Origin of the sequence: Acetomicrobium sp. UBA5826 (genome assembly GCF_002433005.1) — a bacterium.
GTDB lineage: Bacteria > Synergistota > Synergistia > Synergistales > Acetomicrobiaceae > Acetomicrobium.
Genome location: NZ_DJHF01000008.1, coordinates 19769 through 41911 on the forward strand (window position 1 = coordinate 19769; position 22143 = coordinate 41911).

21 protein-coding genes and 1 pseudogene are annotated in these 22143 nt (G+C 47.4%); all 22 read left to right on the forward strand.

Annotated features, from left to right (window positions below):
- The first annotated feature begins 23 nt into the window (after positions 1–23).
- Positions 24–1235 (forward strand): M20 family metallo-hydrolase, encoded by a 1212-nt coding sequence (locus tag B3N34_RS01635; RefSeq protein ID WP_286974321.1) that lies wholly within the window; start codon positions 24–26, stop codon positions 1233–1235.
- A gap of 157 nt (positions 1236–1392) precedes the next feature.
- The gene (gene secA / locus B3N34_RS01640; RefSeq protein WP_286974325.1) at positions 1393–4062 is read left to right on the forward strand and encodes a preprotein translocase subunit SecA; all 2670 of its coding nucleotides are present in this window, start codon (positions 1393–1395) and stop codon (positions 4060–4062) included.
- 3 nt (positions 4063–4065) lie between these two features.
- Positions 4066–5928 (forward strand): hypothetical protein, encoded by a 1863-nt coding sequence (locus tag B3N34_RS01645; protein ID WP_286974328.1) that lies wholly within the window; start codon positions 4066–4068, stop codon positions 5926–5928.
- Between the two features lie 15 nt (positions 5929–5943).
- The gene (argS, locus tag B3N34_RS01650; protein WP_286974329.1) at positions 5944–7620 is read left to right on the forward strand and encodes an arginine--tRNA ligase; all 1677 of its coding nucleotides are present in this window, start codon (positions 5944–5946) and stop codon (positions 7618–7620) included.
- Positions 7621–7923 carry an FtsB family cell division protein gene (locus B3N34_RS01655; RefSeq protein WP_009201590.1) on the forward strand — a complete coding sequence of 101 codons (303 nt, stop codon included), beginning with the start codon at positions 7621–7623 and terminating at the stop codon, positions 7921–7923.
- 135 nt (positions 7924–8058) lie between these two features.
- Positions 8059–8343: a 30S ribosomal protein S6 gene (gene rpsF, locus B3N34_RS01660; RefSeq protein WP_040348191.1), complete on the forward strand. Its 285-nt coding sequence runs from the start codon at positions 8059–8061 to the stop codon at positions 8341–8343.
- A gap of 12 nt (positions 8344–8355) precedes the next feature.
- Complete coding sequence (locus B3N34_RS01665) at positions 8356–8835, forward strand: single-stranded DNA-binding protein (protein WP_286974338.1); 480 nt, start codon at positions 8356–8358, stop codon at positions 8833–8835.
- Positions 8836–8865: 30 nt separating this feature from the next.
- On the forward strand, positions 8866–9096 hold the full coding sequence (rpsR, locus tag B3N34_RS01670) for a 30S ribosomal protein S18 (RefSeq protein ID WP_213697430.1): 231 nt from the start codon (positions 8866–8868) through the stop codon (positions 9094–9096).
- A 75-nt stretch (positions 9097–9171) separates the two neighbouring features.
- The gene (locus B3N34_RS01675; RefSeq protein ID WP_213697431.1) at positions 9172–10128 is read left to right on the forward strand and encodes a YybS family protein; all 957 of its coding nucleotides are present in this window, start codon (positions 9172–9174) and stop codon (positions 10126–10128) included.
- 6 nt (positions 10129–10134) lie between these two features.
- Positions 10135–10578 (forward strand): 50S ribosomal protein L9, encoded by a 444-nt coding sequence (rplI, locus tag B3N34_RS01680; RefSeq protein WP_286974343.1) that lies wholly within the window; start codon positions 10135–10137, stop codon positions 10576–10578.
- A 5-nt stretch (positions 10579–10583) separates the two neighbouring features.
- The gene (gene dnaB / locus B3N34_RS01685) at positions 10584–11927 is read left to right on the forward strand and encodes a replicative DNA helicase (RefSeq protein WP_286974346.1); all 1344 of its coding nucleotides are present in this window, start codon (positions 10584–10586) and stop codon (positions 11925–11927) included.
- A gap of 21 nt (positions 11928–11948) precedes the next feature.
- Positions 11949–12947, forward strand: a complete 999-nt coding sequence (locus tag B3N34_RS01690) for a DUF72 domain-containing protein (protein ID WP_286974349.1) — start codon at positions 11949–11951, stop codon at positions 12945–12947.
- Positions 12928–13326 carry a 6-carboxytetrahydropterin synthase QueD gene (gene queD, locus B3N34_RS01695; protein WP_286974352.1) on the forward strand — a complete coding sequence of 133 codons (399 nt, stop codon included), beginning with the start codon at positions 12928–12930 and terminating at the stop codon, positions 13324–13326. Before B3N34_RS01690 ends, queD begins: the two co-directional genes overlap by 20 nt.
- A complete protein-coding gene (locus B3N34_RS01700) occupies positions 13323–14279 on the forward strand; it encodes a 2-hydroxyacid dehydrogenase (RefSeq protein ID WP_286974354.1) in 957 nt (318 codons plus the stop codon). Before queD ends, B3N34_RS01700 begins: the two co-directional genes overlap by 4 nt.
- 33 nt (positions 14280–14312) lie before the next feature.
- On the forward strand, positions 14313–14984 hold the full coding sequence (locus B3N34_RS01705) for an HAD family hydrolase (protein ID WP_286974356.1): 672 nt from the start codon (positions 14313–14315) through the stop codon (positions 14982–14984).
- 33 nt (positions 14985–15017) lie between these two features.
- Positions 15018–17240, forward strand: coding sequence for a vitamin B12-dependent ribonucleotide reductase (locus tag B3N34_RS01710; RefSeq protein ID WP_286974358.1), 2223 nt, complete (start codon positions 15018–15020; stop codon positions 17238–17240).
- Between the two features lie 12 nt (positions 17241–17252).
- The gene (locus tag B3N34_RS01715) at positions 17253–18179 is read left to right on the forward strand and encodes an HlyD family efflux transporter periplasmic adaptor subunit (protein ID WP_286974360.1); all 927 of its coding nucleotides are present in this window, start codon (positions 17253–17255) and stop codon (positions 18177–18179) included.
- A complete protein-coding gene (locus B3N34_RS01720) occupies positions 18176–18880 on the forward strand; it encodes a YggS family pyridoxal phosphate-dependent enzyme (RefSeq protein ID WP_286974362.1) in 705 nt (234 codons plus the stop codon). Before B3N34_RS01715 ends, B3N34_RS01720 begins: the two co-directional genes overlap by 4 nt.
- A 25-nt stretch (positions 18881–18905) precedes the next feature.
- The gene (locus B3N34_RS01725; protein WP_213697440.1) at positions 18906–19286 is read left to right on the forward strand and encodes a cell division protein SepF; all 381 of its coding nucleotides are present in this window, start codon (positions 18906–18908) and stop codon (positions 19284–19286) included.
- Positions 19279–19743, forward strand: coding sequence for a DivIVA domain-containing protein (locus B3N34_RS01730; protein ID WP_286974364.1), 465 nt, complete (start codon positions 19279–19281; stop codon positions 19741–19743). The genes B3N34_RS01725 and B3N34_RS01730 overlap by 8 nt, the downstream gene beginning before the upstream one ends.
- Complete coding sequence (gene recG, locus B3N34_RS01735) at positions 19730–21820, forward strand: ATP-dependent DNA helicase RecG (protein WP_286974366.1); 2091 nt, start codon at positions 19730–19732, stop codon at positions 21818–21820. Before B3N34_RS01730 ends, recG begins: the two co-directional genes overlap by 14 nt.
- Positions 21821–21944: 124 nt before the next feature.
- Positions 21945–22143 (forward strand): annotated as a pseudogene (locus tag B3N34_RS01740) (sodium-dependent transporter); the annotation flags it as partial.

Sequence of the window (22143 nt, forward strand, 5' to 3'; positions counted from 1 at the left end):
AAAGTTAAGGAGGATATGTTTTGATGAAAGACCTCTTTGATGTTTTGGATTCTATGGAGGAGGATATGACTCGCCTCCTCTGCGATTTGGTGTCTATACCCGCCGTTTCTCCGGAGAGCGGAGGTAAAGGCGAGGCCGAGAAGGCAGCCTTTTTAAGCCAGTATATAAGAAAAATTGGATTGGGTTCTCCCGAACGTTTTGACGCGAGTGATCCCGATGCGGAGGGAGGATTAAGGCCAAATATAGTCGTCAGAATCCCAGGAACATCGAAAGAGCGCCTATGGATAGTTGCCCATATGGACGTAGTTCCCGAAGGAGACCGGTCTCTATGGGATACCGATCCCTTTGTTCCCGTCGTTAAAGACGGCAAAGTCTATGGTAGAGGGGCCAATGACAATGGTCAAGAGATCGTCGCTTCCCTCTTTGCGGCATATGCTCTAAAGAAATTGGGTTTAAAGCCTGCAAGAGAAGTGTGTCTCTGTTATGTGGCCGATGAGGAGTTGGGAAGTAAGCACGGCATACAATACTTGCTCAATAATGACCTCTTTTTGCCCGAGGATATGGTAGTCGTACCCGATGGGGGAACTGAACGTGGAGATTTCATAGAAGTAGCCGAGAAGTCGATACTGTGGTTCGAGGTTAAGGTCCTGGGCAAACAAGTTCATGCAAGCAAACCCCATGAGGGATTGAACGCTTGCAGGATAGCCAATGAGCTGGCTGTGGAGTTGGATAGAGCTTTGCATTCTGCTTTCCCGGAACAGAATGACATTTTCGCCCCCCCAATTTCTACCTTCGAACCTACGAAAAGGGATGTAAATGTAGCTAACGTCAATACCGTGCCCGGAAGGGAAACCTTTGCCTTCGATTGCAGGATCTTGCCTGACACTTCTTTGGACGATGTATTGAAGGTCATAGATGAGGTATGCAGGCGAAAATCCGGCGTAAGCGGAGCTGTAATAGAATATCGAATTCTCCAAAGAAACGATGCCGCCCCTCCGACGGATGCCGAAGCTCCCGTGGTGCAGCTGTTGAAAAGAGCTGTCAACGATGTTTTGGGGGTAGATCCTGTCGTTGGAGGAATAGGAGGCGGTACCTGCGCAGCCTTTTTCAGGTCTCAGGGTATTCCTGCAGCCGTATGGGCCCAAGAGGTCGATACAGCCCATATGCCAAACGAATATGCTGTAATAGAACACATGACAAACGAAGCGAAGGTCTTCGCTCATCTGATGCTTTAAGCTCTTTGATCGGCCCGTTGCCGGCCGAATATAAGCCTTATCAGTATGCAGGGGATTTTGCTGCTTAAGTCGAAAGGCGGATCCCCTTATTTGCGTTTCTGGGTTATAAAAGTGATATTATTCTACGAATTTCAGGTTCTTTATGAGGTGAATAGGTATGTTAAACGGTTTAAAAAAGATTTTGGGATTGGACGCCAACGACAGGGCGTTGAAAAGATATTCCCAAACAGTAAATGAGATAAATGCTCTTGAAGAAGAAATTGCTGTTTTAAGCGACGATGACCTCGCGAGGGAAATTGCGGAGATGCGCCGAAGGGTTGTCGAGGAAGGGCAACCTCTCGACGAAGTTATGTGCCGAGTATTTGCAATAGTCAGAGAAGCTGCGAAGAGGACTTTAGGGATGAGGCATTTCGACATGCAGGTCATGGGAGCGATTGCCTTGCACGAGGGAAAGATAGCGGAGATGAAGACGGGCGAAGGAAAGACGTTGGTTGCCACAATGCCCGTCGTATTGAACGCTTTGAAGGGCAAAGGCGTTCATGTCGTGACGGTAAACGATTACTTGGCTAAACGTGATGCCGAGTGGATGGGCAAAGTATATCGCTTCCTCGGGTTGTCTGCCGGGGTAATTTACCCCTTTATGAGCATTGAAGAAAGAAGAGAAGCCTACGAAGCGGATATCACTTACGGTACCAACAGCGAATTCGGCTTCGATTATTTGAGGGACAACATGGCAATATTGCCCTCGCAGCTGGTGCAAAGAGGGCACCACTATGCAATAGTGGACGAGGTCGATTCCATTTTGATAGATGAGGCCAGAACTCCTCTTATAATATCAGGCCCATCAGAGGAGTCTGTTGAACCCTATAAAGTTGCCGACAAGATAGCGAAGTCCTTGACCGTTAACGAGGATTTCGAGATAGATGAAAAGGAAAAGAATGTGGCTTTGACCGAGGTGGGAATTAAGCGATGCGAAAAAATTCTGGGCATCGAAGATATATATGCTGAGGTGGAAACCTCGGAGTTGCTTCATAAGATTGTGCAGGCCCTTAAGGCCAGATATCTTTTTAAGCGCGACGTCCATTACGTCATAAAGGACGGAGAAGTTGTGATCGTCGACGAGTTCACGGGGAGGTTGATGTACGGGCGGCGCTATTCCGATGGCCTGCATCAAGCAATCGAAGCCAAGGAGGGCGTCCGAATAGGAAGGGAAAATCAAACCCTTGCGACCATTACACTGCAAAACTACTTCAGGATGTATGAAAAATTGGCCGGCATGACAGGGACCGCCGCCACCGAGGCCGAGGAGTTCAATGAGATTTATGGCCTGGAAGTCGTCGTAATCCCAACCCATAAGCCGATGATCCGCCGCGATTTCCCCGATATCATTTACAGAAGCAAACGGGAAAAATTTGCAGCTGTCGCTGATGAGATCAAAGAATGCTACGAAAAGCGACAGCCCGTGTTGATCGGCACGACATCGATAGAGAATTCAGAAAAACTAAGCAAATTGCTTTCCGCACGCCACGTCCCTCATCAGGTCTTGAACGCAAAATATCATGAAAAGGAAGCAAAGATCATTGCCCAAGCCGGCCGTGTGGGTGCTGTCACGGTTGCCACAAATATGGCCGGAAGGGGGACGGATATCCTTCTCGGCGGCAATCCAGAATTTCTCGCTCTGGAAGAGGCGGAAAAGAGGGGCGTAGATGTGGAAGGTGACAGGAAAGCCTATGAGGCCATATTAGAAGAATATAAAAGTCTATGCGACGAGGAGCATAAAAAAGTTGTATCCCTGGGAGGACTGCACGTCATTGGTACTGAACGGCACGAATCCAGAAGGATAGATAATCAGTTGAGAGGGCGAAGCGGCCGCCAAGGCGACCCGGGATCGTCGAGGTTTTATCTTTCCCTGGAGGATGATTTGCTTCGTCTCTTTGGATCGGACAGGATACAGGGCATAATGGAAAAGCTGGGCATGCAGGAAGGCGAGGCCATCGATCATCCTCTTTTGAGCAGGGCCATAGAATCGGCCCAGAAAAAGGTCGAACAATATCACTTCGACATCAGAAAACAATTATTACAATATGATAGCGTTATGAATCAACAAAGAATAGCCATATACGACGAGAGGAGACGAATTCTCTTCGCTGACGATTTGATCGAACATACGTGGCAAATAATAACGGATACTTTAGACGAAATACTCGAGTCATATTACCCTGAAGGACAGGAAGCAGATCAGAGAGGAGCCGTTTTAAAGGTTAAAGCCCTTTTCAACGGGAGAGTTGCTGAATGCCTGACTGGCGTGGACGATCGCTCCCTTTTGCCCGAGGCCAGGGAAAAGATGGTTTCCCTTTTAAGAGACGAGTTCGAGGCAAAACTTGAGGAGCTGGGAAGGGAGACGGCCAATACGATATTTAAGATGATCCTGCTGCACGTTGTCGACTCCCACTGGAAAGAACATCTGCTGGCAATGGACGATCTGAGGCGCGGTATAGGGCTTCGTGCCTTAGGTCAAAAGGATCCGTTGTTAGAATATCAGTTCGAATCATACAACTTATTTCAGCAGATGCTCGGCAGCATTCGCGAGGGTGTTGCCCGTTTGGCTCTAAAGGTTTCGGTGGCACGTGAGGGGAAGACTCCTCAGCCTCAAAGTAGAAGAGAAATCAGGGATCTCGCTTTGGTAGGGTCTGCCAGCAAAGCAAGCAGCGAAAGAAACTTTGAACCTACGCAAGGTCCAAGGCGAACCCAAAAAGTGGGGCGAAACGACCCCTGCCCCTGCGGTAGTGGCAAGAAGTACAAATACTGTTGCGGAAGGAATGCATAGTTCATGTTCTTTGCCATGAGGATCGAAAAAGCTTTCTTTATTAAAACTGCAATTTTGCTGTCTATAATGCTTTTTTTCTTTGCAGCTCCTGCCGTGGCCTTTGCGGGAGACGAGGATAATTTGAAGCTTATTCGGGAATATGTCAAGCAGGTTCCTCCTCTGACTGCATACGGCAAAGATACCAAGGCAATGGTATGGCAGAGAAGCCACGAATATAAACTGCTTGCCGACGGAAGCATGCTGGTCCGGACAAAATGGCTCATATACTCTGAGTCCCCACTATCGGAAAGCTGGAGAAATTGGAAGTTTCCCTTCGTTGGCGACGAAAGGGTAACGATCGACGAGGCCAAGATTTACGATCCCGTTAGCTTCGAACTCTATGCCCCTTTGTCCCCGAAAAAGGCAGAAAGCGGGGGCTTATCCTGGTACGAGATAAACGTCCCTCCTTTGGACATCCCAAACGTTCTGGTCATTTCCTACCAAAAGGAATACCCAGGCAGATGGAACGTCGATGATGCAATACCTATAGGTCTCGATCTTCCGCAATGGAGGGTCGAAATAGCGGTATCCGTTCCCCACGGCTCCAGCTTGACATGGACAGCGCCTGAGGATCGGCAAGTTTCCCGCAGACTTGCAAGGGGAGTGGAAGACACGTATACCTGGGAATTTATAAACCAATTTCCTGAGGGGATAAATGCACTGGAGGAAGGAAACGATAACTTTCTCATCTTCAGTATGCGCAGCGGTTGGCTCAACGCTATTAAGCCGCTTGAGGATTGGGCATCGGGCTTGAAGTCAATTGTTCCTGAGGCTGTCGGGAAATTTATTGACAACAACAAACAAAGCGCTGGCATGGAGATATTGCAATGGGTTGGAAGAGAAGATCTTTTGCTGCAGGATTTCAAATTGTCCGATGTAAGAAGGAGTCCTGTAGCTATTCCCGAGGAAGGCCCCTGGACGCCATGGGAAAGGACAGTTCTTGCAGCCCATTGGCTTTCCATGGCGGGTTGGGATGTGCGAATCAATTGGCTGCCCTTCGTCGTTCCCGAAGAGGACGTTCCAGGAACGCCGAAAATGATATCTCGTCCAATTCTGGAAGCGAGAACTCCCGGAAGTAGCGCCTATAAGGTTTACGATTTGGGATCTTCCACGATAGGGGGTACCACGGTACCAGATTCTCTGTGGGGAGAGACTCTTTGCTTCTACGATGGCAATGGCGTGCAGTTGAAACAAATCGATCGCGGAAGCGTCGGCGATCATCGGTTGCGAGTAAAATGGAATCTGGAATTGACGGAATTGGGAGAGGCCAAAGGTACGCTTGAATTGAACCTCAACGGAGGCTGGCCTTACGTCGTTTTTGGTGGGAAAAGTCTCTTTTTAGACTTGTCGTCTTCCATGCGCGTATATCCGACTCAAATCGTAGTGAGGTGGAACGAGGGGGAGATATCGGAAAGACAGGGGGGCGTGAGGATTGTGTATCCCGTGTCGGGTATATTGGGGATCCCCAGCGACAGCCAAATGCTTTTGAGGTTCCCGATGACGGCCTTCAATTTTCTTGAAGCTTTGGGGTCAATGGATGTAGGGTCGACATTGAGGTTCCCCTTTTTGGTCGAAGGCATTGTAACGCTTAGGTTGCCCCAGGGTTTTGAGGCCTTCTCGATGCCTTCGTTGCAGTCTAAAAAAGACGGCAAAATTCAATGGGAACAGAAAATCGACGAAAAAAGTCGTGGTAGAATTGTGGAGGCGAACTGGCGTTTATTGGTTAATGAAACATCAATAAACGAAGAAACTTTTTTGACATTGCGTGCAGGCTTTAAAGCCTTGCAACAGTGGAACAATTTGGCTATTCCTATCCGCAAGAAATGATGGAGGGTTGGTTTCATGATTGACATAGAATCCCACATTAAGGACCTTTTGAATGATGCCATAATTTCGGCTGCGAAAGACAAAAACCTAGTTTACCCTGAGGGCCTGGAGATAATCATAGAAAGGCCACGTCGCGAAAATCAAGGCGATTACGCCACAAATGTTGCTATGCTAATGGCTCGCCACTGGGAAATGAAGCCCAGAGACATCGCTCAAGTAATCATTTCCCATTTAAAGGAAAGCGAATACGTCGAAAAGGTCGAATTAGCAGGACCGGGTTTCATAAATTTCTTCCTGTCGGGCCTTTGGATGTCAGAACTTATCAGGGAAATAATCGCAAAAGGGGATGATTACGGCAAAAGGGACTTGGGGGAGGGCAAGCGCGCTCAAGTCGAATTTGTAAGCGCAAATCCAACGGGACCTTTGCACATAGGCCACGGCCGCGGAGCTGCCGTGGGGGATGTTATGGCCAACATACTTTCCTTTGCGGGATGGTATGTGGAAAGGGAATATTACATTAACGATGCTGGTCTTCAAATGAAGTTGCTCGGGAGATCGGTTCAGGCCCGTTACTTTGAGTTGCTTGGAAGGTCGGAGGCTGCCCCCTTCCCTGAGGACGGGTACAAAGGGGACTATATTCACGAGATAGCTCAGGAGATCATAGACAGAGAAGGAGATAAATTTCTAGGCCTGCCCATCGAGGAGACATTGGATTATTTTAAGGATTATGCCGTGAAGGTGATCTTAAATGGAATTAAGAAGGACCTGGAGGACTTTAGAGTACTCTTCGACATTTGGTTTTCCGAAAAAACGCTTCATGAACGGGGCCTCATTCGCGAAATGGTCGATTTTTTGATGAAACGGGGGCTTGCCTACGAAAAAGAGGGGGCCATATGGTATAGATCGACTCAATTTGGCGATGAGAAAGATAGGGTGCTGATCAGGTCAAATGGAGAACCTACGTATTTTGCTTCCGATGTCGCTTATCATAAGGATAAATTCGACAGAGGATTTGATCTTGTCATCGACGTCTGGGGAGCGGACCACCACGGATATGTTCCGCGCATGAAAGCTGCAATTCAGGCCCTGGGAAGATCGCCTGATGACCTTCAAGTTTTATTAATACAATTCGTTAGTTTAATTAAACAGGGCAGGATGGTCTCCATGTCCACCAGAGCGGGGGAGTTCGTAACCCTCCGGGAGATGATGGATGAAGTGGGAGTAGATGCGATGCGATATTTCTTCCTAATGAGGAAGTGCGATTCCCATCTCGATTTCGATATAGATTTGGCGAAGAGCGCTTCGACGGATAACCCCGTCTATTACGTCCAATACGCCAGTGCCAGGTTGCATAGCATATTTAAAGAGGCGTCCTCTAGAGGCATAGAGTTGCCTGCTCCGGAGAAAGTCGACATCTCTTTGTTGAAGACGGAGGAGGAAAAGGCTCTAATTAAATGTCTTGGCAAATTTCCCGAGGAAGTTGCCAAGGCGGCAAAGGAGCTTTCACCCCACTTGATCGTTTTTTACGCCTATGAATTGGCCAAGGCCTTTCATTCTTTTTATAACGCCCACAGGGTTTTGGGCGAGGAAAAATCTTTGTCGGATGCCAGGCTGATTTTGGTGCGTGCAGTACAGGTGGTGTTGCTGAATGTCTTGGGGTTGTTGAAAATTAACGCTCCGGAAGTGATGTAAGTGCCTAAGCTCAGGTGGATAGTTATTTCTCTTTGTTCAATTCTCCTGTTTTTAATGCTCTTTAACGGTTACCTGCGGGAGCTTAAAAAGTTGAACGAGCTATCCAACCGCATAGACGAGCACGTTCAAACCCTGGTAAGGTTGAAGCTGGATATCGAGGATAAAAACGAGAAAATAAACTATTACAATACTCCCGATGGAATTGCCAAGTTAGCGCGGCAGGAGTTCAATCTCGTGCTTCCTGGAGAAAAGATCTATATTTTAGAATATTATACTCCCGAGGAAGGACCTCAAAAAAAATAACAGCAATCTTTTTGGTCTGTTTAGAAGAGATGTTGTTAAATTTAGCGTTTATGTTTATAATGCTTTGTCGTTGGTGTATCCCTGTCCCCTTTTCGGTGAGGGGATCTTTTAAGGCCAAAGGGAGGAGGTGTAGAAATGCGACCCTATGAATTAATGGTGCTCATTCACCCCGATGTCGAAGAAGTCAAGGCTCAGGTCGATGAAATTTCCGAGGTAATCAAAGGTTTGGGCGGAGAGTTCCACAAATCCGACATATGGGGCAAGAGGAGGCTGGCCTATCCTGTGGAAAAACAGGTGGAAGGCTATTATGCTTTGATCGAATTTGACCTGGAGCCTTCTCAAATAGGTGAAGTCGATCGCTTGCTGAAATTGCGCGATCAGGTTTTGAGGCATTTGATTGTTCGCCTCGACGAGAAGTAGGAGAAGGTTAAGATGGTTAGAGGATATAACAGGATTATATTGATGGGCAATCTCGCCCGCGATCCCGAGATGAGGTATACGGCCTCGAAACAGGCAGTGGCAAGGCTGACCGTCGCTGTAGGGCGTACCTGGAGGGATCACGAAGGAAATCAACAGGAGCATACTGATTTCATCCCCGTAGTTGTCTGGGGAAATCAGGCAGAAAATTGCGAGAAATACCTGCGAAAGGGTCGCCCAGTATTGATTGAGGGCAGGCTTCAGATCAGAAATTACGAGACCCAGGGTGGGGATAAGCGCTGGGTCACCGAAGTGGTGGCTCAAAACGTAGTGTTCCTCGGCAGCGGCTCTCGCGATTCACAAGATTACAGTTTCAAAGGATATCAGGAACCCTCTTCTACTATCGGAAGCCTGAGGGACGAATTTCCCGACGAATTTCCAACTGACATATCGGAGGTGGAGGACGGCGGAGAAGAGGCCGATATCCCATTCTAGTTTATTTATTTAAGAAGGAGGTCGATAGCCATGGCGGATTTTAAACGTCGCAAACGTCGTCCAAAGGTATGTACCTTTTGCTCGAACAAGATAGAATATGTTGACTATAAAAATATTGAGCAGCTTAAGAGATTCTTGACCGAAAGAGGCAAAATATTGCCCCATAGAGTCACGGGAAATTGCGCTAAACATCAAAGACAACTTGCCAGAGCCATTAAGAGGGCAAGGTTTATGGCTCTGTTGCCTTTCACTGTGGAATAGCGTCGTATTAACGTTTAATAATATGTTTTGGGGAGAGAATGCGCTCTCCCCCTTTTTTTACCGGGAGGTATTTTAATGCAAGATACCAGAAGTCTAGTCGAGTCATCTCTGTTGGTGGCGCTATCGGTCGTCCTTTTTTTGGCAAGCCACTTCTTGCCCCTAGTGGGCATTGTAATTTCCTTCTTCTGCCCTGTGCCGCTTGTGATCTTGGGGCTAAAAGTCCCAGCCGAGAAGGCACTATTGGGGGCTTTTGTCGCCGCTGTATTGATCACAATGTTCATGGGACTGTTGGGAGGTGTCTTCTTTCTCTTCGGTTTTGCCATCATGGGTGTTGCTCTTGGGATGTTCGGTCGGCGTATTCAAAAGGCATCTGATATTGTCTTTTACGGATTTCTTGTTTCGCTGTCTTGCAAACTGGTCCTTATGGCTTTGGTAAAGCTTCTGACGGGAATCAACCCTTTTGCGATAGATCCCGATCTTATCACGAAAAGCCTGGATAACGCTTTGGCGGTCTTTTCCAATGGCTATGGAGAAGCCTTTTTGGAAAGCATGAAGGCGCAAGCAGAGACCATGAGTCGATTAATGGTCCATATCTTGCCTGCGATCCTTATTGCTGCCTCTTTCTTCGACTGTGCCGTAAGTTTCGTCATAAGCGAAAAAGTTGCCAGAAGATTTAAGGTTCTCTCCTTGCCTCCGATACCGTCTTTCGGTACCTGGCGATTTCCCAGGAGTGTTTTGCTCGCCTTTTTTGCATCCTTCATCCTTTCATTTTTTGCGGGCAAGGGTAATAATATTGATATGCTAGCCGTGCTGAGCTTGAACTTAAAAGTTCTCTCCATGATGATTTTTTTGATCCAAGGGTTGGCAACCCTATGGTATTTATTGGCAAATTTTTTAAACATCAACGCAAGAAAATGGCTCGGGGTTATGATCCTAGCGTTTTCCTTGTTGGTGCCCATATTATCTACAATTGTGATAATGCTGGGTTTCTTTGATATGCTGATAGATCTGCGAGTAAAAATTCGGAGGTGAATTGCTTTGCAGGTAATTCTTAAGCAGGATGTTGATAAATTGGGAAAAAGGGGAGATCTGATAAAGGTGTCGGACGGATACGCTAGAAACTATCTGATACCTCGCGGTTTGGCCGAGGAAGCCACGCCCGAAAAAATTAAAAAACTAGAGGAGTTTAAAAAGATAGAAGAAAAAAGGGCAAAAAAACTGGAGGAAGAAGCTCAAGAAAAGGCTAAAATGCTGCAGGGCAAGCAAGTCATTGTACGTGTCAGTGCAGGCGAAAAGGGGAAGCTCTTTGGAAGTGTCACCAATGCCCACATAAGCGAAGCCATACAGGAGCAGTTAGGAGTTGAAGTTGATAAAAAACTTGTTAAGCTGGAAAACCCCATTAAAGAATTGGGGGTCTATCCAGTTAAAATAAAACTCCATCCCAATGTGGAAATCGACATGACGGTTAAAGTGGAGGCGTGAGAAGTTTGAGTCAGGCGCTCGACAGAGTTATGCCACACAATTTGGATGCCGAAAGGGCCGTCTTGGGCTCCTGTCTCTTGGATAAAGACGCTGCCCTCTATGTCGTAGAGACGCTGCGCAAGGAAGACTTCTACGACGCGGTCCATCAACTGGCGTTCGAGGTAATCGCCGACATGATGCAAAAAGACAAGGCTGTCGACCCTCTGACCTTTATGGAGGAAGCTAATAAGCGAGGCCTTCTCGAAAGGTTGGGAGGACAGCCTTTTGTGGCCTCTCTGATCGATACAGTTCCCACTACGGCAAACGTCGAGTATCACGCTAGGATTGTCCGGGATAAATCGGTGCATCGTAAGATGATACAAGTGGGAACCTATATAACGAAGCTGGGCTATGCCGAAGAGGTGGAAGTGGATGAGGTTTTGGACGAGGCCGAAAGGGCCGTTTTCGATGTGGCAACCCACGGAAATTTGGTTGTTTTCAAGAGGATAGGAGATATATTAAACGCAACCTTTCGATACCTCGAAGAACAATTTTTAAAGGGCAAGGTCGTCACAGGAATTCCTTCGGGTTATATAGATTTTGACCGTGTCACCGGAGGTTTTCAGCCGGGATCTTTGACGATTTTGGCAGCCAGGCCTTCGATGGGTAAGACTGCTTTGGCTTTAAACATCGCTCAGCACGTGGCTATCGAACAGGAAACGCCTGTTTTGATTTTTAGCCTGGAGATGGGGGCGGAACAGCTTTTGCAGAGGCTTCTTGCCGCTGAGGCCAGAGTTAACATTCACGATATGCGAACGGGGACATTCCCTCAAGGGGATTGGGATATTCTGTCCGATGCAGCGGGAAAGTTGGCTACGGCGCCAATTTACATCGATGACAGCTCCTTTTTGTCCACCCTGGACCTGAGGGCAAGAGCAAGAAGATTTAAGGCGCAACATGACAATTTGGGCTTGATAATAGTCGATTATCTCCAGTTGATGAGTTTAGCCAGAAGAGTTGAGAACAAACAGCAGGAGGTAGCCGAAATCTCTCGGTCCTTAAAGGGCGTAGCGAGGGAGTTGAACGTACCCGTTTTAGCCCTTTCGCAACTTTCTCGAGCCGTGGAGCAGAGGCAGGACAAAAAGCCTCAACTTGCCGACTTAAGAGACAGCGGTGCCATAGAGCAGGATGCGGACTTGGTTGTCTTTCTTTACAGGAAAGGATATTACGAGGCCGACAAAGAGGAGAACAACGTTGCGGAACTGATAGTGGCTAAACACAGAAATGGCCCCACGGGCACTATACAGCTGCTGTTCTTGAAAGAATATACGCGATTTGAGAATTTGGCCTCATGGAGCTTGCCTAAATGATTTGAGGAGGGAAGTAGGGGCATGGATGTAGATTTCAGGATTGGCACCTGTTCCTGGGCTGACAAGTCGCTTCTCTCGAGCGGCTGGTATCCGAAGGGCTGTAAAAAAAGCAAGGACAGGCTGAGACATTATTCCTCCTTCTTTGATACCGTGGAGGCCGACTCCTTCTTTTATTCATTGCCTGACCCAGCGGTCATCTATTCTTGGATGGCCGCGACACCGCACGATTTCCTCTTTAATGTGAAGGCCTTTGCCCTCTTCACGAATCATGCCCTTTCGGTTAAAAATCTGCCCCCTTGGTGCAGGGAAAAGCTTGACGACAGATCGAATGAAGGCTTTCAAGCCTCGCGAATTACCCTTTGGGACCTCGACAGAAAGTCGAGAGCACGGCTTTTCGATCAATTTGTCTTTCTGATATCGATCTTAAAATCTACCAAAAGGTTAGGTTACGTGCTTTTCCAGTTCTCTCCAAAAACTAGATATCACGAGCGGTGGCTTGCATACATAAAGAGATTGCGCGAACTGCTGCCTTCCTATCCTATAGCTGTCGAAGTGAGACACATCTCGTGGTTTGAAGGGGATGGAAAGGCCAAGTTTTTGGACCTGCTCGGCGAGGAGAATATGGCTTACGTGGCTGTCGATGAACCCGAGCTTTCCTGGACTGTGCCGAAAGACTGGTACATAACCTCTTCATGGGGCAGCGTCATAAGGTTTCACGGGAGGAATGCTTTGGCATGGAAGAAGGGTTCGACGGTTTTGGAAAAATACAGATATAAGTATACAGAGGAAGAGCTAAAGGGATGGCATAATGCTGCTTTGAGCATAAAGCTGCCGGGCAGGGTTTTTATGATGTTTAACAACTGTTACAGGGATTACGCAGTCCAGAATGCCCTTTGGATGAAAAAAATGTTGGGATTGACTAAGGATGAAGCGCCGTTACAAATGAGCCTGCTTGAAGGCTTGGAGGCGCCCTTGGGCAGTGAGAATACAGGAGGGGATAATGGTGATATTAAAACGTGAGTTCAGTTTCGATGCCGCCCATTATTTGCCGGATTATCACGGCAAGTGCGAGAGGTTGCACGGACATACCTATAAAGCTGCAATTTTTGTCGAAGGACCTCCCGATGAAGAGGGGATGGTCATGGATTTTGTCGAGCTCAAGGGTTTGGTCGAAGAGAGGATTCTGTCGAAACTGGATCATTCCTGTCTTAACGATGTGATAAAAAGACCCTCGGCGGAATATATAGCTCTCTGGATATGGGGGGAAATGGAGTCCCACATTAATGTGGGCAAGAGGCGGTTGAAATACGTTCAAGTATGGGAAAGTCCGGGAAGTTCAGTGATCATAGATGAAAATGACTTCGAGAATTTTCGCGGTATTCTGGAGGTCGTATCATGAGGGTGCTTTTTTCGAATAAAGGTTTCGAGCGCCTCAGGGAGATAATAGAAACTCTCTTCGAAAATCACGAGGTTCGTTACGCCGATATACTTGAGGAGCCGGATTCCTTGGGGTGGGCCGAAGTGCTAGTGAAGGGAACGGAGCCCTTCACAGCAGAGATGCTAGCCCATGCTCACAATATGAAGATGCTTTGTCAATGGGGGGTTGGTTTAGAAGGCATAGACATCGAGGCTTGCACTTCTAGGGGAATCTACGTGTGTAACGTCCCTTCCGGCAACACGGGCAATGCCGAAGGGGTTGCCGAGATTGCCCTTTTGCACATGCTGCTTTTGGCAAAAGGATACAACAAGTCACAGGAGAATTTGAGGAAGGGAAAGCTCTTTTCCCCAAGGGGCTTGACGATATGGAGGAAAAGAGTTTGTATAGTTGGCCTGGGAAATGTAGGAATGACCCTGGCCAAACGTTTGAGTTCCTTCGATGTCGCTATGGTTGGCGTTAACAGATCGTGGAAAGATATATTTTCCTCTCTTTTTCTTGAGCGATTTTACACGTTGGATAAGTTGAGCGATGCCGTAAGGGGTTGTCGCTTCGTTGTAATAACCGTGACCCTGACTCCTCAGACGAAGGGGTTGATTGGCGAAAAGGTGTTGGGGAGTATGGACGAAGATGCCTTTTTAATAAATGTAGCCCGCGCAGATGTTGTGGAAAGAAAAGCCTTGGAAAGGGCCTTGATGGAAAAGAGGATTGCGGGATGCGGTTTGGACGTCTTTTGGCAGGAACCTCCGAATCAGGAGGACCCTTTGTTAAATATGCCAAATGTCTACGTTACCCCGCACATAGGGGGAACCAATGACGAAGCATTAAAAGGTATACCTGCTTACATAGCTCAAAACGTGGATAGGCTTTCGAAGGGAGAATTGCCCCTATCTTGCGTGAATATTAAGTCTCACTAGAACATCATTCGATAATCTCCTGGAGGTGTTTTTATGAAAGTCAGAGCTCTTTTGTTCGATTTCGACATGACATTGGTCGATACTAGCCATGCCATCGCCTACGCCATGAATTATTTTGCCAGGATAATGGGATTGAGAGCCGTAAGTTACGAAGAGGTGTTGTCTACGATAGGAATTCCCATGGAAAAGTCTTTGCGCTGTCTGTGGAATGAATTCAGGCCAGAGTGGCTCGACATTTATTCAAAGGAATGCAGACCTCTGGAATATGAACGAATGAAGCTTTTCCCGGGAACCGAGGAAGTCTTGCAGGCCCTAAGGAATAGAGGTTTAATGTTGGCCATTACGTCGAACAGGAGAAAGGCCAAAAAAGCTGTCAGGCATTTGGGCATTGATAAATATTTCGATATCGTTTTAGGGTTGGAAGATGTAGATAGAGCTAAACCTGATCCTTACATTTTGTTCAAGGCTGTAGAAAGTCTTGGTGTCGATAAAGATGAAGCGATATACGTTGGGGATACGGTGATCGATATGGAAACGGCAAATAATGCCGATATCATGGGGATTGGACTTGCAACGGGGCCAAACTCGGCTGAGGATTTGAAGAAAGCAGGGGCTCTAATGGTCTTATCCGACATAAAGGAGATCCCAAATATACTGACCTGTGACGGCTTCTTGATCGTAGATGAAGCAAAGGTGGGCAATTAGTTTAAAGTTTTTTTAGGGAAGGGTGATTTAGACATGTCCAGCGGAGCGCGTATAAAACCTTCTTTTTCTGAAAATGCGACTAAGGTATTAGAGCGTAGATATTTATTGAAAGACGAGAAAGGAAATCTCATAGAGACGCCGGAGGATATGCTATGGCGCGTAGCGAGCGCTATAGCAAAGGCAGAAAGAGCATTTGGCGATGAGGAATCGGAGGAGGAGTGGGCCAATAAATTTTATGAAATGATGGCCAGTCTGGATTTCTTGCCCAATTCTCCAACGCTTATGAATGCAGGGACGCCCACTGCACAGCTGTCGGCCTGCTTTGTCCTTCCCGTGGGAGACAGTATGGATGAGATATTCGATGCCCTCAAGTATACGGCCCTCGTCCATAAATCAGGGGGAGGGACGGGCTTTAATTTTTCGTCTCTTCGTCCCTATGGTGATATCGTAAAGAGCACCAAGGGAGTCGCTTCAGGCCCGGTATCCTTTATGGAGCTTTTTGACCATACTACCGATGTGGTAAAGCAAGGAGGGATGAGGCGGGGCGCCAATATGGGGATCTTAAACGCCGATCATCCCGATGTCATTAAATTCGTTAAGGCAAAGATCGAAGAGGGGAAGTTGAAGAACTTCAATATTTCGGTGGGAACCACGCAAAAATTCATGGAAGCCGTATTAAATGATGAGGAGTGGGAGCTGGTAAACCCGCGGACTGGAGAAGTTGTCGATAAAGTTGGGGCACGAAATCTCTTTGATTTGCTCTGCGAGATGGCCTGGAAGACAGGCGACCCCGGGATAATATTTTTGGACAAAATTGAAGCTTCAAACCCTACTCCCAATTTGGGAAGCATCACTGCTACAAATCCCTGCGGCGAACAGCCCCTTTTGCCCTTTGAATCATGCAACCTGGGAAGCATTAACTTGTCTAATATGGTTCTGCCTAAGGGGGAAATCGACTGGAGCAAACTGGAAAGAACGGTGCGCATTGCCGTACGTTTTCTCGATGACGTGATAGAGGTCAACCAGTTTCCCATAAAAGAGATTGCCGATATGACCATGTCGACGAGAAAAATCGGATTGGGAGTTATGGGCTGGGCTGACGTCCTATTGAAGCTGCGCATTCCTTACAATAGCGATGATGCATTAAACCTTGCCCGTAAAGTAATGTCTTTCATCACAAAGATCGGGCACGAAGAGAGCACACGCTTAGCTGAAACTAGAGGACCCTTTCCGGCCTGGATGGGGAGCAGATGGGAAGAAAAGGGAATGTTAATGAGAAATGCTACGGTGACGACCATTGCTCCTACGGGGACCATATCCCTCGTGGCCGAGGTATCGAGCGGTGTAGAGCCCGTCTTTGCGCTTGCCTTCAGGCGTAAGGCCTTTGAGGGCGAAGCTAATTTGACTTACGTAAATGAAATTTTGCTGGATGCTCTTAGAGAGGAAGGACTTTATTCGGAAGCTTTGATCGAACTGATTTTGGAAAGAGGATCTTTAAAGGAACTCGATCTTCCCGACAGCTTAAAGAAAGTTTTTGTTACTGCCCACGATATTTCTCCTGAATGGCACGTGAGGATGCAGGCAGCATTTCAGGAATACACGGATAACGCCGTTAGCAAGACCATTAACATGCCCCACGAGGCTTCCATAGAGGATGTCAAGAAGGCATATTTGTTGGCCTATGAGCTGGGATGCAAGGGAATAACAATATTCAGGGACAGGTGCAAGGAGGACCAGGTGCTTTACATAGGCACCGACAAAGGGCCATCCTCCGAGGGGAAAGAGGGACCGAAGGGCTTGGCGGGCAAAGGTTACGTAAAACCAAGGAGGCGACCGCCCCTTCTTTCGGGCAGGACGGTAAAGATAGGTACAAGTTACGGGAATCTTTATCTTACTTTGAACTTTATAGATGGACAGCCCTTTGAAGTTTTCGCCACTTTGGGAAAGTCGGGCAAGGACACTCAGGCCCACACTGAAGCTTTGGGGAGACTGATATCCCTTGCGCTTAGGAGCGATATACCCATAGACGAGATCATAAAACAACTAAAGGGCATTGGAGGAAGCAGCCCCTTTCTCGAAGGAGATGCCCTAATTTTGAGTTTGCCCGACGCAATCGCGAGAGGATTGGAGATGGCCCTCGGTAAGGCCGTCGAAGTAAACGAGGGAGGGGATATGTGTCCCGTATGCGGGGCTCCTTTAATTCATGCCGAAGGGTGCGAGCGCTGCACCGGTTGCGATTACAGTAAGTGTTCTTAAGAGCATGTCGAGATGAAAGAGGGCAAAAGCGCTAGTCAAACCGTATATGCGATATGGTGCGTAATTTTGGTCTCATTGGCCGCAACATTCTTTTTGGCCTGGCAAAATCACCATTACTATACGCACCCCAGTGTAGTGGCGGCACAATCTGCCCTGTATATAGACGAATATCCTGTAGAAGGATGGTTGTTGTGGCAAGAAGAGGTGATCTCTGCTCCTTTGGACGGGACTCTAAAGTTCGTAAACGGAGGCAAGGTGGCAAGAGTCGCCAAAGGCGAAGCGATCGCAGTCGTTCAGAGCAAGGATCGGAGGGTAATTTGGGCGCCTAAGGCCGGATACTTCGTTCCGGCGCTGGACGGACAGGAGGGTAAGTGGAGTTTTGGTCGCCTATGGCTGGATTACGACGATTTGCCAAAAGAAGTAAGGGCAAATCCTGTGCCGCAAGGGGTTGACGTAAAAAGGGGCTCGCCGATCGGAAAGATCATACCATTGCCGCAGGCTTTGCGTTGCGTTTTTTACACATACCTGACTCCCAAAATTAAAGAAAATTTGGAGAGAAACTTTCTGTGGATCAGGTTTGATGAGCGGGATATACCCCTTAAAGTGGAGGTATTGGCTAAAGAAATTATTGGACTTAAAGCCAGGGTCAACATTTCCCTCATGCCCTATTTTCCAGCCCATTTGACCGTAGATCGCAAGCTCAGATTTATGATCTACGAGGGAAGAAGACAGGGAGTATTGGTGCCGGAGGAAAGCGTAATTTTCAAAGAGGGCAAACAGGGGGTATACGTTGTCTCCAAGGGTATGGTTGTTTTAAGAGAAATAAGTGGAGTGCCCACGGAAGATAAAATGTATTTCGTCGATGATGGATTATTGCCAGGGGAAATAGTCGTGTTGAAGGGCGATAAAGCCAGAGAGGGGAGGGTCTTCCTTTGGTGAATTTATCGGACATACAAAAAAATCTCGAATCGGTAAAAGAACGAATCGCTAAAACAGCCGAAAGCGTTGGCAGGATGCCCGATCAAATTAAATTGATAGCAGTCACGAAAAATCAGCCCCTGGAAGCTATGTTACAAGCTTCTAGGAGCGGTCTGATAGATGGCATCGGGGAGAACAGGGTTCAGGAGGCGAAGGACAAGAAGGAGCGCTGGCCATCGGATTTGAAGCTACCCTGGCATATGATAGGACACTTGCAACGCAATAAAGCTAAACTGGCAATTCAATTATTTGATATAATACAAAGCATCGATAACATGGATCTTGCGGCAGTTTTAGAAAAAAGGCTGGCTGCACTGAAAAAGAACATGGAAGTGCTTATAGAAGTCAACATATCGGGGGAAATTTCGAAATATGGCGTCGATCCCAAAGATGTTTCCTCCATGGCAGAATATATTTTAAGAAATTGCCCCAGTTTAAAACTGGTGGGCCTAATGGGCATAGGACCTTTGGCCAAAGACAGAGAAAAAATAATATCATCCTTTGTCCTGCTTCGTCGTCTTAAAGAAAAAACGGAGAAAGATATCGGCCTTCAATTATACGAATTATCTATGGGCATGAGCGACGATTTCGAGCTTGCCATAAAGGAGGGGAGCACTATGGTGCGCATAGGACGTGCCATATTCGGCCCCAGAGTGGACTAATAAATCTTTACTGGAGGAGAGGGGAATGCTCGAAAGATTTCTTGCTTTGTTGGGCATTTCGGAGCAAAAGGACGAAGATCTCTTAGAAGAGGAGTTGGAGGAAGAGGGCAGGGCTTCGGGCTCTCAATATGGCGAGGTAGCCTTAATATATTGCAAAGGGTCCAAATGCGTCGAACGCAGGGAAGATTTGGCCGAAGCCCTTCATGGCGGTAAGATAGTAGTGATCGACTTGAAGGGGGTCGAGAAGGCAGAAGGACAAAGCGCTCTGGATTTCATTTGCGGTGTGGCATACGCCATGAGGGGTGTGGTTATGAGGATTGCTCCTGCGGTTTTTTTGGCCACTCCAAAGCGAAACCTTGTCGATCTATGGGAGGAGGAAAGGGTAGAGGCCAAAGATCATGAATGAAGTTTTATCAGCCCTTGACGTCATTAACAAGGATTTCAAAAGGTCTCTGCGCGGTTATGACCCTGCAGAGGTCGATGACTTTCTGGATCTGGTCGCCGAGAGCCTTCACTTTTATGCTGAAAAGTGCCAGGAACAGGAGCGCAAGATCGGACAGCTGGAGAGGCAGTTGGAGGACTACAGGAATTTAAGGGATTCTCTCCAAGAGGCGTTGCTCATGGCCCAACAAAGCGCCGACGAGAAAGTTGAGGCAGCGAAAAGGGAGGCCGAAGCTATAGTCTCTGAGGCTAGGGCCAAATCCGAAAGGATGCTTGAGGAGACGTCCCAGCTTTTAAATCAATATAAAATGGAGATCGAAAGGATGAAGAAGCTCAAGGTAGCCTTTGTAGCTGAGTTTAAGGCTATAATAAATAAGTATACTGAGATGATAGAGGCTGAAATGTCAGATGTCGAAGGCTAGTCCTGCAGAAGAAGAGCTCTTGTGCAAGAGCGCCAGGTTTTTGAAGGGTGTAGGCCCTAAAAGGGCGTCGCTTTTGTCCAAATTGGGGGTAGAAACCGTCGAGGACCTTTTGTATTTTTTCCCCCGGCGTTACGAGGACAGAAGGCAAATAACGCCCATCAAATTGCTCGAGCCTGATTCCTATGCCGCCTTGCTCGTCAGAGTGGTTGGAGTGGAAAAAAAGATCACAAAAAAGCGCAACCTCAATCTTACTGTTGCCACAGTGACCGATGGTACGGAGATCGCACAAGCTCTTTGGTTTAACAAGAGGGGGTTGGAAAATATCCTTTCGATGGGCACGTTGGTCGCGCTTTTCGGAAAAATTAAGGAAAATTACGGGATGTTGCAGATATTAAATCCCGAATTTGAGATAATCGAAGAAGATACTCTTCCTGAAGAAATGGGAAAGATAGTCCCCATATATCCTCTCACGGAGGGATTGAGCCAGAGATGGCTTAGGCTTTTGATAAGAAGAACTCTTTCAGAGTATCTGTCCTATGTGGAGGAGTTCCTGCCTGAGGATATTGTTTTACGTTACGGATTTCCACCGATAAAGAAGGCCATCCTCGGATATCACTATCCTGATGACGAGAGAGACTGGAAATCATGCAGAAGGAGGCTTGCTTTCGACGAGCTTTTTTTACTTCAATTAGGAGTGGCCATTAAGAGACGACAGATGGAAGAAGAAACCTCTGCGCCCGAACTTAGTTGTGGCGGGCCCCTTCAGATGAAGTTCGTCGAAAATTGTCTAAACTTTAAACTCACCTCTGCACAGGAAATGGTTTTAGGAGATATATGTGTAGATATCTTCAGAAAAATTCCTATGAATCGTCTCTTGCAAGGCGACGTAGGTTCGGGAAAGACGGTCATAGCTGTGTTGGCCATGCTTGCCGCTGTAGATACGGGATATCAGGCAGCGATGATGGTTCCCACGGAAGTATTGGCAAACCAACATTATGCGAAAGTAACAAATTGGCTGTCAAAGTTGAATGTCGAGGTCACCTTGCTAACCAGCTCCCTGACTCCCCAGGAGAGGGCCAAAAGGTACGAAGATATAAAGTCCGGAAGATCCAGGATAGTAATAGGGACTCACTCTTTGATCCAGGAGGGGGTAGAATTCCGAGAGCTTGGCCTGGTGGTAATAGACGAACAACATCGTTTCGGCGTGCTTCAGCGTCGAACTTTAATGGATAAGGGCAGCTATCCCCACACTTTAGTGATGACGGCTACGCCAATTCCCCGCACCCTGGCCCTGACCGTTTACGGCGATCTTTCGCTTTCGATAATCGATGAGCTGCCTCCGGGCAGAACCCCAGTGCGTACTCAGTGGATAGGAAAGGGTAAGCTAAAGGAGCTCTATGAATTCGTCAAAGAAAAACTCTTAGCGGGCAATCAGGCCTATTGGGTCTGCCCTTTAATAGATGAAAGCGAATCCATAGATGCGACCTCTGTCCAGAAACGTTATCGATCTTTATGTGAAATATTTAGCGACTTTAAAGTAGGCTTGCTCCACGGTCGCCTTGGCTCTCCGGACAAAGACGAAACCTATCGTGCTTTTCTCCGCGGTGACTTAGATATATTGGTTGCCACAAGCGTTATAGAAGTGGGCATCGACGTGGCGAGGGCCAATATAATGGTCATAGAGGACGCTTACAGATTCGGCCTGTCTCAGCTTCATCAGCTTCGCGGAAGGGTAGGAAGGGGCGGCGGCCAGGGTTATTGTTTTCTATTGGGAGAAGCCCCGACGCCCGAGGCGAGGAAGAGATTTAAGGTTATGTGCTCAACCTCCGATGGGTTCGTTATAGCCGAGGAAGATTTGAAACTCAGGGGACCGGGTGCTTTTTGTGGCGTACGTCAGCACGGCATAACGGACTTCAGGGTAGCTGACCTCGTCAATGACGTTGATTTGTTGGATATAGCTCGCGAAGAAGCGCAAGTTTTAGTGGAAAACGACCCCTCCTTGGACAAATATCCCAAGCTTAGAGCACGGCTGATTTCAACGCTTGGTGAGACCCTTTCCCTTGCAATTACCGGATAGCTTATTACTGGTTCTTTAATTAACATACGCTTTACCGATTAGGGTTGTTGGTTCTTTAGCCCCAATTTACTTTATATCTAATATGCGATAAAATGATATACACAATAAAAAGGAGGTGGTTAAAGTGGCCGAGAGGGAACAGTTGGCCTCAAGGCTGGGTTTTATTTTGGTATCTGCCGGTTGTGCCATAGGGCTGGGGAACGTTTGGCGATTTCCCTATATTACGGGACGATACGGTGGAGCGGCTTTTGTTATAGTTTATCTTATTTTTTTGGCCATAATGGGCCTTCCCATCATGGTCTGCGAATACGCCATGGGGAGGG